The 14,530-nt window shown below is 70.9% G+C and carries 12 protein-coding genes; 2 read left to right on the forward strand and 10 right to left on the reverse strand.

What is annotated here, in order from left to right:
- Position 1 precedes the first annotated feature (1 nt).
- Complete coding sequence (locus ACLJN9_RS28045) at positions 2-913, forward strand: A/G-specific adenine glycosylase (RefSeq protein ID WP_410814627.1); 912 nt, start codon at positions 2-4, stop codon at positions 911-913.
- 339 nt (positions 914-1,252) lie between these two features.
- Here ACLJN9_RS28045 and ACLJN9_RS28050 read toward each other — a convergent pair whose 3' ends face one another.
- The 4 genes from ACLJN9_RS28050 to ACLJN9_RS28065 form a co-directional block, all read right to left on the reverse strand.
- Positions 1,253-3,784: an ATP-dependent Clp protease ATP-binding subunit gene (locus ACLJN9_RS28050; protein WP_410814628.1), complete on the reverse strand. Its 2,532-nt coding sequence runs from the start codon at positions 3,782-3,784 to the stop codon at positions 1,253-1,255.
- 493 nt (positions 3,785-4,277) lie between these two features.
- Complete coding sequence (locus tag ACLJN9_RS28055) at positions 4,278-4,622, reverse strand: histone-like nucleoid-structuring protein Lsr2 (RefSeq protein WP_410814629.1); 345 nt, start codon at positions 4,620-4,622, stop codon at positions 4,278-4,280.
- Between the two features lie 112 nt (positions 4,623-4,734).
- Positions 4,735-6,243, reverse strand: coding sequence for a lysine--tRNA ligase (lysS, locus tag ACLJN9_RS28060; protein WP_410814630.1), 1,509 nt, complete (start codon positions 6,241-6,243; stop codon positions 4,735-4,737).
- A 169-nt stretch (positions 6,244-6,412) separates the two neighbouring features.
- Positions 6,413-7,171: a type III pantothenate kinase gene (locus tag ACLJN9_RS28065; protein WP_410814631.1), complete on the reverse strand. Its 759-nt coding sequence runs from the start codon at positions 7,169-7,171 to the stop codon at positions 6,413-6,415.
- Positions 7,172-7,289: 118 nt separating this feature from the next.
- Between ACLJN9_RS28065 and ACLJN9_RS28070 the strand changes: the two genes are divergently transcribed.
- The gene (locus tag ACLJN9_RS28070) at positions 7,290-8,381 is read left to right on the forward strand and encodes a hypothetical protein (RefSeq protein WP_410814632.1); all 1,092 of its coding nucleotides are present in this window, start codon (positions 7,290-7,292) and stop codon (positions 8,379-8,381) included.
- Between the two features lie 27 nt (positions 8,382-8,408).
- Here the strand turns inward: ACLJN9_RS28070 and nadC are convergent, their stop codons facing one another.
- The 6 genes from nadC to ACLJN9_RS28100 form a co-directional block, all read right to left on the reverse strand.
- Complete coding sequence (nadC, locus tag ACLJN9_RS28075) at positions 8,409-9,302, reverse strand: carboxylating nicotinate-nucleotide diphosphorylase (RefSeq protein WP_410814782.1); 894 nt, start codon at positions 9,300-9,302, stop codon at positions 8,409-8,411.
- A 38-nt stretch (positions 9,303-9,340) separates the two neighbouring features.
- Positions 9,341-11,035 carry an L-aspartate oxidase gene (locus tag ACLJN9_RS28080; protein WP_410814633.1) on the reverse strand — a complete coding sequence of 565 codons (1,695 nt, stop codon included), beginning with the start codon at positions 11,033-11,035 and terminating at the stop codon, positions 9,341-9,343.
- Positions 11,036-11,143: 108 nt separating this feature from the next.
- Positions 11,144-12,040 carry a septum formation family protein gene (locus ACLJN9_RS28085; protein ID WP_410814634.1) on the reverse strand — a complete coding sequence of 299 codons (897 nt, stop codon included), beginning with the start codon at positions 12,038-12,040 and terminating at the stop codon, positions 11,144-11,146.
- Between the two features lie 96 nt (positions 12,041-12,136).
- Positions 12,137-12,565 (reverse strand): aspartate 1-decarboxylase, encoded by a 429-nt coding sequence (panD, locus tag ACLJN9_RS28090; RefSeq protein ID WP_410814635.1) that lies wholly within the window; start codon positions 12,563-12,565, stop codon positions 12,137-12,139.
- Between the two features lie 42 nt (positions 12,566-12,607).
- Positions 12,608-13,456 carry a pantoate--beta-alanine ligase gene (gene panC, locus ACLJN9_RS28095; protein ID WP_410814636.1) on the reverse strand — a complete coding sequence of 283 codons (849 nt, stop codon included), beginning with the start codon at positions 13,454-13,456 and terminating at the stop codon, positions 12,608-12,610.
- A gap of 55 nt (positions 13,457-13,511) precedes the next feature.
- Positions 13,512-14,492: a Rossmann-like and DUF2520 domain-containing protein gene (locus tag ACLJN9_RS28100; protein WP_410814637.1), complete on the reverse strand. Its 981-nt coding sequence runs from the start codon at positions 14,490-14,492 to the stop codon at positions 13,512-13,514.
- Between the last annotated feature and the right edge of the window lie 38 nt (positions 14,493-14,530).

Consider the following 14,530-nt stretch of genomic DNA (forward strand, 5'->3'; position numbering starts at 1 on the left):
GATGACTCAACCCGATTTCGCCACCATGGTCAGCCGGTGGTACCAGCAGAACGCGCGTGCCCTGCCATGGCGCGACCCCGACGTCAGCCCGTGGGCCATCCTGGTCAGCGAGGTCATGCTCCAGCAGACGCCGGTGGTCCGGGTCGTACCCGCCTGGCAGGCGTGGTTGGCCCGCTGGCCGGACCCGGCGACGCTGGCGGCGGACAGCCCAGCCGAGGCTATCCGGATGTGGGGACGCCTCGGCTACCCCCGCCGGGCTGTCCGGCTGCGGGAGTGCGCGGTGGCGATCGTGGACCGGCACGGCGGCCAGGTTCCGGACCGACTGGAGCAGCTACTGGCGCTGCCGGGCGTGGGCACGTACACGGCGCGGGCGGTGGCCGCGTTCGCGTACGGCCAGCGACACCCGGTGGTGGACACGAACGTACGCCGGGTGGTCTGCCGGGCGGTGGCCGGCGAGTCGGACGCCGGCCCGGTGACCCGGCCCGCCGACCTGGTCGCCACCGAGGAGCTCCTGCCGGTGGAGCCGGCCGCCGCCGCACTCGCCAGCGCGGCGTTCATGGAGCTGGGTGCGGTGATCTGCACGGCCCGGTCGCCACGCTGCACAGCCTGTCCGGTCGAGTCGGTCTGCGCGTGGCGGGCCTCCGGGCAGGAGGCACCGGCCGGACCCACCCGGCGCCCCCAGCGGTACGCGGGCACCGACCGGCAGGTGCGCGGCCTGCTGCTCGGAATGCTCCGTGAGTCGACCGGGCCGGTCCCGCACCAGCGGCTGGACCAGGTCTGGACCGACGACGTGCAGCGCGCCCGCGCCCTGGCTGGCCTGGTGCAGGACGGCCTGGTCGAACCGGTCGGCAACGACTCGTTCCGCCTCGCCGGCGACGGCCCCGCCCTGCCTACCACCGACCTCACCACCTGACCCGCACGGAGCCATTCGGCGCGCCCCGCCAGCCACGGGGGGCGCGGTGCGGCCTGCCGGCGTATGCCTTTCAGCGAGCCGCTCACGCCACCGACGCGGGCTGGTGCGAGGTCGGCAACGAGCGTGATGCCTGTGAGGCATTTTTATGCCTCACAGGCATCAGGCCAAAGACAGTGACCGCTACCAGGTGAGGCTCGCGCAGCCCAGAACGGATCCGGGGCGGAACGACGACCGCCGAGGGTGCAAGCCGTCGCACGACGGGCGGGGGAGGTTGGCGACGACAAGGCGGGGCCCCGGTGGCCTGCGCCACCGGGGCCCCGCCCCCTGCTATCGGTTGTGCTACTCGTCGGCGCCCGCGGCGGCGGTGCCGCCCAGGTCGGCCGGCACGGCGTCCGGAACCTCGACCGGCTTGTCCGCGCCCCGGAAGACGAGCTTGGACTTGTCGATGTCGTTGGGGTCGCCTTCGCAGTCCACCACCACGATCTGACCCGGGGTCAGTTCGTTGAACAGGATCCGCTCGGAGAGGTTGTCCTCGATGTCGCGTTGGATCGTGCGACGCAGCGGACGGGCGCCGAGGACCGGGTCGAAGCCCTTGAGCGCCAGGTACTTCTTGGCGTTGTCGGTCAGCTCCAGACCCATGTCCTTGTTACGTAGCTGACCCTCGATCCGCTGGATCATGATGTCCACGATCGAGAGGATCTCGTTCTGCCGCAGCTGGTGGAAGACGATGGTGTCGTCGATCCGGTTGAGGAACTCAGGCCGGAAGTGCTGCTTGAGCTCGTCGTTGACCTTCTGCTTCATCCGGTCGTAGGTCGACTCGGAGTCCTCCGACTGCTGGAAGCCCAGCGACACCGCCTTGGCCACATCGCGGGTACCCAGGTTGGTCGTCAGGATGATGACCGTGTTCTTGAAGTCCACGATCCGACCCTGACCGTCGGTGAGCCGACCGTCCTCGAGGATCTGCAGGAGCGTGTTGAACACATCCGGGTGGGCCTTCTCGATCTCGTCGAACAGCACCACCGAGAACGGCCGACGGCGCACCTTCTCGGTCAGCTGCCCACCCTCGTCATAACCGACGTAGCCGGGAGGGGCACCCACCAGCCGGGAGACCGTGTAACGGTCGTGGAACTCGGACATGTCCAGCTGGATGAGCGCATCCTCACTGCCGAACAGGAACTCCGCCAAAGCCTTGGACAGCTCGGTCTTACCCACACCCGACGGGCCGGCGAAGATAAACGACCCCGACGGGCGCTTCGGGTCCTTCAGACCGGCCCGGGTACGCCGGATCGCCTTCGAGACCGCCTTGACCGCATCCTCCTGGCCGATGACGCGCTTGTGCAGCTCGTCCTCCATACGCAGCAGACGCGAAGTCTCCTCCTCGGTCAACTTGTAGACCGGGATACCCGTCCAGTTACCGAGCACCTCGGCGATCTGCTCGTCGTCGACCTCACTGACGACGTCCAGGTCACCGGCCTTCCACTCCTTCTCCCGCTGCGCCTTCTGACCAAGGAGCTGCTTCTCCTTGTCCCGCAGCTGGGCGGCGCGCTCGAAGTCCTGAGCGTCGATCGCGGACTCCTTGTCACGACGCACCTGCGCGATGCGCTCGTCGAAGTCCCGCAGATCTGGCGGCGCGGTCATCCGACGGATCCGCATCCGCGCGCCAGCCTCATCGATCAGGTCGATCGCCTTGTCCGGCAGGAAACGGTCGGAAATGTACCTGTCGGCCAGAGTCGCGGCAGCCACCAGGGCAGCGTCGGTGATGCTCACCCGGTGGTGCGCCTCGTAACGGTCACGCAGGCCCTTGAGGATCTCGATGGTGTGCGCCAGGGACGGCTCACCCACCTGGATCGGCTGGAACCGGCGCTCGAGCGCGGCGTCCTTCTCCAGGTGCTTGCGGTACTCATCCAGCGTCGTGGCGCCGATGGTCTGCAGCTCACCGCGGGCCAGCATCGGCTTGAGGATGCTCGCCGCGTCGATCGCACCCTCGGCGGCACCCGCACCCACCAGGGTGTGGATCTCATCGATGAACAAGATGATGTCGCCGCGGGTACGGATCTCCTTGAGCACCTTCTTCAAGCGCTCCTCGAAGTCACCGCGGTAACGTGAACCAGCGACCAGCGCACCGAGGTCAAGCGTGTAGAGCTGCTTGTCCTTCAGCGTCTCGGGCACCTCACCCTTGATGATCTTCTGGGAGAGGCCCTCCACCACGGCGGTCTTACCGACCCCGGGCTCACCGATCAGGACCGGGTTGTTCTTCGTCCGGCGGGACAGCACCTGCATGACCCGCTCGATTTCCTTCTCCCGCCCGATCACCGGGTCGAGCTTGCCCTCACGGGCGGCCTGGGTCAGGTTACGACCGAACTGGTCCAACACCAGGCTGGTCGACGGCGCGGCCTCACCCGGCGCGGCACCGGCAGCGGCCGGCTCCTTACCCTGGTAGCCCGACAGCAACTGGATCACCTGCTGGCGGACCCGGTTCAGGTCCGCGCCGAGCTTCACCAGCACCTGGGCGGCGACGCCCTCACCCTCACGGATCAAACCGAGCAGGATGTGCTCCGTGCCGATGTAGTTGTGGCCGAGCTGCAACGCCTCACGCAGCGACAGCTCCAGCACCTTCTTGGCCCGCGGCGTGAACGGAATGTGCCCGCTCGGCGCCTGCTGACCCTGGCCGATGATCTCCTCGACCTGCTGACGAACACCCTCCAGAGAAATACCAAGACTCTCCAGAGCCTTCGCCGCGACGCCCTCACCCTCATGGATCAGGCCCAGCAGGATGTGTTCCGTACCGATGTAGTTGTGGTTGAGCATCCGGGCCTCTTCTTGGGCCAGGACGACAACCCGTCGCGCTCGGTCGGTGAACCGCTCGAACATGCCCTCGTGCTCCTCACGTGCCGTGCGCCTTGATGGTCTAGATCTCGGCGGGGCCGGTGCACGAACGTCCGGGACGGGCGTCCGTGCCTCCTTACTCTATCGTCGCTGACCGACTCAGCTGAGGTCGTGTGTCTCCGGTGCGGGTCGGTTCCACGTCGTTTTGCACAACCGTCCGCGCTCAGGAGGTGTTCCGGTAGCCCTGTCGCTACGCGCAGAGCGAAATCGCATCCGACGCGACGGACGCCCGCTGCCCACCCTGAGGGGCTCCGCGAGGGGTACCGGCGCCGGCGATGGACACCGCGACAGTCCCTGAGGAACGTTGTCCACAGGTTGTGGACAGCTGCTCCACTGGTTGTGGACAACGTCGGGCGGGCGGCAATGCTTCCCGCCGGGATGCGGCGCCGTCCGGATACGGCGACGCCGGCCCGGAGAGGCTCCGGCCCGGCGTCGGTGTCGCCCAGCGGTGGCAGTGGGCCACCAGAAACTGACAGAGTCAGCGCTTCGCGTGGAACTCGTCGACGATCTCCTGCGGGATACGTCCCCGGTCGGAGATGTCCTTGCCGGCCTTCTTGGCCCAGTCCCGGATGGCCTTGTTCTGCTCCCGATCGGCGGTCGCGCCGCCCCGACCGCGAGCGGCACGCCCACCGATCACCACACCACCACGGCCCACCCTGGTCCCGGAGGCCACGTACGACGCAAAAGCATCGCGCAATTTCGCGGCGTTGGAACTCGACAGGTCGATCTCGTACTGAACGCCGTCGAGGGCGAACTTGACAGTCTCGTCAGCGTCCCCGCCGTCCAGGTCATCGACCAGCTTGTGAATGATCTGCTTGGCCACGTCCCACATTCCTTTCGAGCAGGGTGCTCCTGCTTAACGAGAGCACAATAACCCCCGCGCTGCATGCCCCGTCAATAGGATGCGGTTTCAGCCCGGCAGGAGCCCGCCGAGACTACTCCGGGCGGACCAACGGGAAGAGGATCGTTTCCCGAATTCCGAGCCCGGTCAGCGCCATCAACAGCCGGTCGATTCCCATTCCCATACCGCCCGATGGCGGCATTCCGTACTCCATCGACCGGAGAAAGTCCTCGTCGAGACGCATCGCCTCGTCGTCGCCACGAGCGGCGAGCTGCGCCTGGGCCAGCAGGCGTTCCCGCTGCACCACCGGGTCGACCAGCTCGGAGTACGCCGTGCCCAGCTCGAAGCCGAGCACGTACAGGTCCCACTTCTCGGCCAGCCCCGGCTCGCTGCGGTGCGCCCGGGTCAGAGGGCTGGTCTCCTCCGGGTAGTCCCGGACGAAGGTGGGGGCCTGCAGGCCGGGAACGACCAGTTCCTCGAACAGTTCCTCGGCCAGCTTGCCCGTGCCCCACTTCGGGTCCACGGCCAATCCCACCTTGTCCGCGTACTCGATCAGGCGCGGCCGTTCGGTGCGGACCGTGACCTCCTCACCGAGCGCCTCGGAAAGCACCCCGAACAGGGTCACCGACCGCCACTCGCCGCCCAGGTCGAACTCCTGCCCGTCGGCGTGGGTCACCACCGTCGAGCCGCTGACCGCGACCGCCGCCTGTTGTACGAGATTGCGGGTCAACTCGGCCATCGTGTTGTAGTCGCCATACGTCTGGTACGTCTCCAGCATCGCGAACTCCGGCGAGTGCGACGAGTCGACGCCCTCATTACGGAAGTTGCGGTTGATCTCGAAGACGCGGTCGACCCCGCCAACCACCGCGCGCTTGAGAAACAGTTCCGGTGCGATTCGCAGATACAGATCGGTGCTCAGCGCATTGCTGTGAGTCACGAACGGCCGGGCCGCCGCGCCGCCGTGCAACAGCTGCAGCATCGGGGTTTCCACCTCGATGAAGCCCTGCCCGTGCAACGAATCACGCAGACTGCGCACCGCCGCGGCCCGGGTACGGACCATCTGCCGGGCCTGCGGCCGGACGATCAGGTCCACGTAGCGCTGGCGGACCCGGGCCTCCTCGGAGAGCGGCTTGTGGGCCACCGGCAGCGGCCGCAGCGCCTTGGCGGTCATCTCCCACCGCCCGGCCAGCACGGACAGCTCACCCCGACGGCTGGTGATCACCTCACCGGCGACGCCGACGTGGTCACCGAGGTCGACCAGGCGCTTCCAGTCCTCCAGGCGCTCCGCGCCGACCCTGTCCAGGGAGAGCATCGCCTGCAACTCGGTGCCGTCGCCGTCGCGCAGGGTCGCGAAGCAGAGCTTGCCGGTGTTGCGCACGAAGATCACCCGACCGGTGACCGCGGCCTGGTCGCCGGTGGCGGTGTCGGTGGGCAGGTCGGCGTAGCGCGCCCGCACCTCCGCGAGGGTGGCCGTGCGGGGAAATCCCACCGGGTACGGTTCGACGCCGTCGGCGAGCATCCGGTCCCGCTTCTCCCGGCGGACCTTCATCTGCTCGGGAAGGTCGTCGGCGGGGTCCACTGGCACGGCGTTCTGCTCGGTCACGGCACGCTTCCTCGTCACGGAGTTACAGGGGGTCAGGCCCGAGCGTACTCAAGCGCCCAGGGGGCCGTTACCGGATAACCTGCCCGCCATGGTCGATCACACTCGTGCCCCCTCCTCCGGCCGGGCCGCGGCCGAACGGCGCTGACGGGTGGTGGTGGCGCGCCGAGGATCAGAGGTTGCGCTCGTAGACCATCCGCAGACCGATCAGGGTGATCATCGGCTCGTGGTGGGTGATGCTGCGGCACTCGTTGATGACCAGCGAGGCGAGGCCGCCGGTGGCGATCACGGCCTTCACGGCGCCCAGTTCCTCGGTCATCCGCTCGACGATCCGGTCGACCTGGCCGGCGAAGCCGAAGTACAGGCCGGACTGGAGGCACTCCACGGTGTTCTTGCCGATCACCGAACGGGGCTTGGTGGCCTCGACCTTGCGCAGTTGGGCGGCGCGGGCGGCCAGCGCGTCGAAGGAGATCTCGATGCCCGGCGCGAACGCCCCACCGAGGAACTCGCCCCGACCGCTGATGACGTCGAAGTTGGTGGTGGTGCCGAAGTCCACCACGATCGACGGGCCGCCGTAGAGGGTGTACGCGGCCAGGGTGTTCACCACCCGGTCGGCGCCCACCTCCTTCGGGTTGTCGATCGCCAACTGCACCCCGGTCCGCACCCCGGGCTCGACGATCACGCTCGGCAGGTCGGCGTAGTAACGGTCGAGCATGGTGCGCAGCGAGCGCAGCGCGGCCGGCACCGTGGAGCAGGCGGCCACCCCGGTGATGTCGACGTTGTCCCCGGCGAGCAGGCCCCGGAACATCAGACCCAGCTCGTCCGCGGTCGAACGGGCGTCGGTCTTGACCCGCCAGGAGTGCACCAGCTTGTCGCCGTCGAAGGTCGCCAGCACGGTGTTGGTGTTTCCGATGTCGATGCAGAGCAGCACGCACGCAGCCTAGACAACGGCCGTCCGGGCGGGTGCGGACCGGGCCGCGGACCGTATCCTTGTCGTATCGCGACATGAGCATGGATCAATCCACGGCGCGGCCGGACGGGGAGCGGACATGTCGGGGACGTGGTGGATGCGGGGCCGCAACACCCTGCGCCGGCGTCGGCGACACGTGCTGGTGCTGGTCGCGCTGGCCGGCGGCGCCATCTGGATGATCGTGCAGGCCTGGCGGGCGTCCCTCCGGGAGGCAGGCAGCTTCGCCGGCGACCTCTACCTCAACATCGGCGCCGCGCTGATCATGACGTTACTGACCTACGTGGTGCTCAACCCGCTCTTCCGCGAGCTCCAGACGGTCAGCATCATCGAGCACCCCCGGCTGGACCGGGACGCGCTGATCGAACGGGTCGCCCAGTGCCGCGAGATCGTGGCCATCCTGGAGACCTGGACCAGCATGTTGGAGGGCCCGTACGCGGCCCGGTTCGTGGCCGCGCTGCGCTCGGCGTTGGCCAACGGCGCCGTCGTCAAGGTGCTGCTGCTCGACCCGGACTCACCGGCGGTCCGGCTGCGCGGCGAGGAACTGCGCCGGCGGGACGCCTCGGTGGCCATCCTCAACAACCTGTGGCATCTGGCCCGGCTCAGCGAGGAGCTGCCCGAGTCGGCCCGGGCCCGGCTCCAGGTCCGGGTCTACAGCGCCGCCCCCTCGGTGCAGATGTACCGCTGGGACGGCAAGGCGTTCATCTCGTTCTTTCCGGTGCAGGGCAGCACCTTCGACACCCAGCAGATCGAGGCGTTCGTCTCCACCCCGCTCGGCGAGTTCGTCGACGACAGGTTCGCCGAGTTGTGGGAGACGGCGCCGCTGGAGGACCTTGCGGCGTGCCTCACCCTGCGGCTCTGCCTGCGCCAGGCCGATCGGGACCTGGAGCGCTGCGAGGCGCTCTACGTCCGCTCCGACGGCGACTGGTACATCGCCGGCACCGACCTGGTGCGCAACGTGGCCCGGCACGGGCTGGCCGGGCTGAGCGTCGTCCTGGACCGACCCGAGACCCAGGGCGAGACCTTCGCCATCGGCGAGGCCGACGAACTGCCGCCCGAGATCTACAACCGGGTGCTGGAGCTCTTCCGGGCCAAGTACGGCCTGGACGGTCGGCAGGACACCGAGAACCGGGTGATCTTCAACCTGGCCGCCACCTCACTCACCACCGTCTGAGGCCCGGCCGGCCGCCAGCAGCACCTGTCATTCCGTCCGCAGGTCCATGGCGATGTCCAGGATGGGCGACGAGTGGGTCAGCGCCCCCACCGAGAGGAAGTCGACACCTGTGGCCGCGTACCTGGCGGCCACCTCCAGGGTCAGACCGCCGGTCGCCTCCAGCTCCGCCCGGTCACCCACGGCGGCCACCGCCTCGGCCAACGCCTCCGGCGTCATGTTGTCGCAGAGCAGGAAGGCCGCACCGGCCTCCACGGCCTCGACCGCCTCGTCGACGCCGGTCACCTCGACCTGCACCGGCACCTCGGGAAACGCCTCCCGGACCCGCCGGTACGCCGCGGTGATACCCCCGGCCGCCAGCTTGTGATTGTCCTTGATCATGGCCACGTCGTAGAGGCCCATCCGCTTGTTGGTGCCACCGCCGGCCCGCACCGCGTACTTCTCCAACGCCCGCAGCCCCGGCGTGGTCTTGCGGGTGTCCAGCACCATCGCCTTCGTGCCGGCCAGCGCGTCCGCCCAGGCACGGGTGTGCGTCGCCACGCCGGACATCCGGCAGAGCAGGTTCAGCGCGGTGCGTTCGGCGGTGAGCAGCAGCCGGGTCGGCCCGGTCACCGTGAGCAGCACGTCGCCGCGGGCCACCCGCTCCCCGTCGCGGGCCAGCACCGACACCTCGACGGTACGGTCGCCGAACACCTCGCCCACCAGCTCGAACACGGCGGTGGCCACGGCCGTCCCGGCCACCACCCCGTCCGCGCGAGCCACCAGATCGGCGGTGTCGGTCTGCTCCGCCGGAATGGTGGCCACACTCGTGACGTCCAGGAAGCCCGGCCCCAGGTCCTCGACCAACGCGTTCTCGATCACCCGCCGCACCTGAGCCGGGTCCAGTCCGGCTGCCTGCAACGCGGCCTGCGTCGACTCCGCCAGAAGCTTCTCCGCTCGCGACACCGGCCCACTCCTCGCGCTCACTGCATCCCCTTCCACTGCTGCGTCACCCTGCCCTGCGCCCCGATCGACCCGACCAGGTGGCCCAGCCACCGTTCGTCGGCCGTCGGGAAGTCCTCCCGCCAGTGGCAGCCCCGGGTCTCCCCGCGCGCGTAGGCCGCCGCCACCAGCGTCGATGCCACGGTGAGCAGATTCGTCGCCTCCCAGTCCGCGGTGCGCGGCCGGCCGCCGGCGGCACCCAACTCGGTCAGCGTCCCGGCCGTCTCGGCCAGCGTTGCCGCCGAGCGGAGCACTCCGGCGCCCCGGGTCATGGCGCGTTGCAGGGCCGGCGTCGCCCCGGTCGGCAGCAACCAACCGGCACCACCCCGCCAGGCGCCCGTGTCGGCCGGTTGGACCTGCTCGGGCAGGCCGGCCGCGATGTCGTCGGCGATCCGCCGGGAGAAGACCAGACCCTCCAACAGCGAGTTGCTGGCCAGCCGGTTCGCGCCGTGCACACCCGTGCAGGCGACCTCACCGCAGGCGTACAGGCCGGGGATCGAGGTCCGGCCGCGCAGATCGGTGCGGACGCCGCCGGAGGCGTAGTGCGCGGCCGGGGCGACCGGGATCAGGTCGGTGGCCGGGTCCACGCCGATCGCCAGGCAGGACGCCACGATCGTCGGGAACCGGCCGGCCAGGAACCCCCCACCCAGATGCCGGGCGTCGAGGAAGACGTGGTCCGCGCCGCTGGCCAGCAACACCCGGTGGATGCCCTTGGCCACCACGTCCCGCGGGGCCAGCTCGGCCAGCTCGTGCTGGCCCACCATGAACCGCTTGCCGTCCGCGTCCACCAGGTACGCGCCCTCGCCACGCAGCGCCTCGGAGACCAGTGGCTGCTGCGCGTGCCCGCCATCAGGCATTCCCGCGCCCGGCGGGGTGATAAGGGCGGTCGGATGGAACTGAACGAACTCCACATCGGTCACCGCCGCACCGGCCCGCATCGCCAGAGCCACCCCGTCCCCGGTGGAGACCGCAGGGTTGGTGGTGGCCGCGAAGACCTGGCCCATCCCGCCGGTGGCCAGCACCACCGCCCGGGCCAGCAGCGCCCCCACACCGTCCTCGCTGCCCTCACCGAGCACGTGCAGGGTGATCCCGCAGGCCGGACCGAGGCCGTCCGGGCCGTTCCCGGGGGCACGCAGCAGGTCCAGCACCAGGGCGTGCTCGACCAGCCGGATCCACGGATCGCGGCGCACCGCGGCATGCAGCGCCCGCTGCACCTCGGCGCCGGTGGCATCCCCGCCGGCGTGCACGATCCGGTCCGCCCGGTGCCCACCCTCCCGGGTCAGCATCAGTGAGCCGTCCGGGTTGCGATCGAACTCGGCGCCGACCCGCATCAGCTCGCGCAGCCGGGTCGGCCCCTCCTCGACCAGCACCCGGACCGCCGCCGGGTCGCAGAGCCCGACCCCGGCGACCTCCGTGTCGTACGCGTGGGCGGCCGGGGTGTCGGCCGGGTCGAGCACCGCGGCGATGCCGCCCTGCGCCCATCGGGTCGAGCCGTCGTCAATGTTGACCTTGGTGACCACCGTGACGTGCAGCCCCGCCTCGCGCAGGTGCAGCGCCGCGGTCAAACCGGCCACCCCGGAGCCCACCACGATCACGTCGGTCGTCTCCACCCAGCCGGGCGCTGGCGCGGCCAACAACGGAGGCAGGGCCGGCAGGTCCACGGTCGGAAGGTCCATCCCCCCAGTCAACCCGAACCGTCCTCGCCCGGGGCGGCGGGGGCGCGACGAGTGGTTTGGGCTACCCCGTCCGACACCGGCCCTGCCGCGACGACCGGCGCACCGTGGTCACTTGGTCCGAACCGGCAGGCCCACCGGGCCCGCACCCCGCAGCGAGGCGGTCACCGTACGGTCGCTCAGCCACAGGTAGCAGCGGACCCCCCGGTCGCCGACCCGCCAACGCCCCGCGCCGGGAGGGCGGACCAGCACGCCGCTGCGGAACCGCAGGGCAGCGTCGTCCGGAACGCCCACATACCGGCCGAGGAGCGTCCGACAGCCGGTGTAGAGCGGTGCCCACTCGGCGTCCCGGGTCGGGTACGGCGTGTCCGGCGCCCGCCACACCCCGACGAACTCCGCGTCGTGGCGGCCGCCGCACTCCGCCGGGACCAGCGTCTGCGCGCCCCGGCCGGCTCCAGCACGGGTCTGCTGGCAGCCCAGCCGCAGCGTGGAGGCACCCTTCAACGCGTCCCGCAGACTGCCCGAGCGGACCACCACGGTGGCCGCCGCCTCGACGGTGGTCAGCTCGCTGAGATCGCATCGGTACCAGCGGGAACCGGCCGTCCAGCCCGCCCCCGAGGGCAGGGCCACCGACAACCGCAGCCGACCGGCCCGCCAGTCATCGCCCACGTACCCGGTGGTGCGGGTGTCGCACTCGGCGAACGCCCCACGCAGCTCGGCGGAACCGCCGGCCGGGGCGGCGGCCCGCTCGACCGGAAACGACCCCACGTGCACGGTCTCCACCCGGTGCGGGCCGACGCAGTCCGTGGGCTGGTAGCTGGCCAGGGTGACGACGTCGGTGAAGTCGGCGGCCTGACACACGCCGGCGGCCGGGGTGAACGCCGCGGCTGGCGGTAGGGCCGCCCAGTCGTCGGTCAGGTCACCGTCCAGACCGCCGGCCCCGGCGCAGCCGGCCAGCAGGACTGCCGTGACGGCAGTGGCGAGCAGAGTCGTCATCGCACGGCGCATGCGGCCTCCCCCAGGCACCGACCAGCTTCCGACGGCGCAACAAGGGTAACCGGAAATGACCTTCCAGTGACAGACCGGAATCGGAACGCGTCGGGGTCAGACGGCCGCCACGGCCAGCGGGCTGGGCACCGGGTCACCGGCCGTGCCCGGTGCCGCCGCGGCCGGGTCGGCACCCAGCTCGACCACCCGGTTGTCGGCGTCCACGTGCACCACCCGAGGCCGGTACGAGCGGGCCTCGGCGTCGTCCATCTGCCCGTACGAGATCAGGATGACCAGGTCACCGGGGTGCACCAGGTGCGCGGCGGCCCCGTTGATGCCGATCACACCGCTGCCCCGCTGGCCCGGAATGACGTACGTCTCCAGGCGTGCACCGTTGGTGATGTCCACGATCGCCACCTGCTCGCCGGGGAGCAGGTCGGCAGCGTCGAGCAGATCCTCGTCCACCGTCACCGAACCGACATAGTGCAGGTCGGCCTGGGTCACGGTGGCCCGGTGGATCTTCGACTTGAGCATGGTCCGCAGCATCGAGGTGGCCTTTCGCGAGGGTGGTGGAGGGGTGCGGCCGGGTCAGGGGCGGGGCGCGAGGTGGACAGCCGCGTTGTCGATCAACCGGGTGCTGCCCACCCACGCGGCGATCACCAGCCGCGCCGGGCCGGACACCGGGCCCGGCTCCAGCTCCGGATCGGTCAGCACCAGGTAGTCGAGCCTCGCACCGGGCGTACCGGCGGCGAACGCGGCGTGCGCGGCCGCCAGCACCGCTCCCGCGTCCAGACCATCGTCGGCGGCCTCCGCGGCGGCCAGCAGCGCGGCGGACAGGCTCAACGCGGCGGCCCGCTCCGGCTCGCTCAGGTAGCGGTTCCGGCTGGACAGCGCCAAGCCGTCCGGCTCCCGGACGGTCGGCACGCCGACCACCTCGACCGGCACGTCCAGGTCCCGGGTCATCCGCCGGACCAGGGTGAGCTGCTGGTAGTCCTTCTCGCCGAAGAACGCCAGGTCAGGCCGGGTGAGCTGAAGCAGCTTCACCACCACGGTGAGCACGCCGTGGAAGAAGCCGGGGCGGCTCGCGCCCTCCAGGTCGGCACCGAGCGGGCCAGGATCGAGCCGTACCCGAGGCTGGCCGTTCGGGTACATCTCGGCCACCGACGGGGCGAAGACCAGGTCGGCGCCGGCCCGCCGGCACACCTCCAGGTCTGCGTCGAGCGTCCGGGGGTAGCGGTCGAAGTCCTCGTTCGGCCCGAACTGCAACGGGTTCACGAAGATCGTCACCAGCACGTGGTCGGCCTGTTCCCGGGCCGCGCGCAGCAGCGTCTCGTGCCCGGAGTGCAGCGCGCCCATGGTCATCACCACCGCTACCGGGCCCGTCATCGCGGCCCGGGCCTCGGCCAGGTCGGCACGCGTGTGTACGAGCTGCGTCACAGCGCCACCTTGGCTCGCGACTGCGGGGCTCGCAAGATCGGCTCACTCCCCACGCTCACGCGGCCACCTCCCGACCACTGTCGGCCAGCACGCCGAGCAGCGACTGTGCGTCCACCGGCCGGAGCCTGCCGGCGGCGATCGCCCGGTCGGCGGTACGCCGGGCCAGCGCCAGATAGGCGGGGACGGACTCCGGGGCGGTGGCGGACAGTCGGGCCAGATGCCGCTGGACGGTGCCCGCGTCGCCGCGCGAGACCGGGCCGGTCAGCGCGTCGTCGCCGAGCCGCAGCGCGTTCTCCAGGGCGGCCCGCAGCAGCGGGGCGAGCACCTTCTCCGGCTGGGTCACACCGGCGTCGCGCAGCCGGTCGGTCGCCTCGTTCACCAGGGTCACCAGGTGGTTCGCGCCGTGCGCGAGCGCGGCGTGGTACAGCGGGCGGTCCGCCTCGCCCACCCACTCGGGCACGCCACCGAGGTCGGCCACCAGCCGGGCCGCCAGCGGACGCAGCTCCGCCGGGGCGGTCACCCCGTACGAGATGCCGGCCAGCCGGGCCAGGTCGTCCGGCGTACCGGTGAAGGTCATGGCGGGGTGCAGGGCGAGCGGCCGGGCACCGACCGCGACGGCCGGTGCCAGCACGGACAGCCCGTGCGCGCCGGAGGTGTGCGCGATCACCTGACCCGGGCGCAGCGCGCGCCGGTCGGCGAGGTCGGCGACCACCCCGGCCAGCGCGTCGTCGGGCACGGCGATCAGCAGCAGGTCGGCGGCGGCGTGGGCGACGGCGGCGACCGGGCGGCGGGGAACCTCGGGCAGCAGCAGGGCGAGCCGGGCCTGACTGGCTCCGGAGCCGTCGGCGACGGCTGCCACCCGGTGCCCGGCGGCGGCGAGTGCGGCGCCCAGCACGGCGCCGACCCGCCCGGCACCGACGACACCGACGGTGAGCAGACGGGAGGTGGCGGCGGCCGAGGCGCCGACGACGGCGCTATCCCGCAGTGCGGCAGGCCCGTGTGGGGCGGCCGGACGCGGGCGCAACGGTGCGCTCATGACGACGATCCAGTCCTCGAGAAGGGGTACCGGTCGAT

This window comes from Micromonospora sp. 067-2 (assembly GCF_046549295.1).
Classification (GTDB): domain Bacteria; phylum Actinomycetota; class Actinomycetes; order Mycobacteriales; family Micromonosporaceae; genus Micromonospora.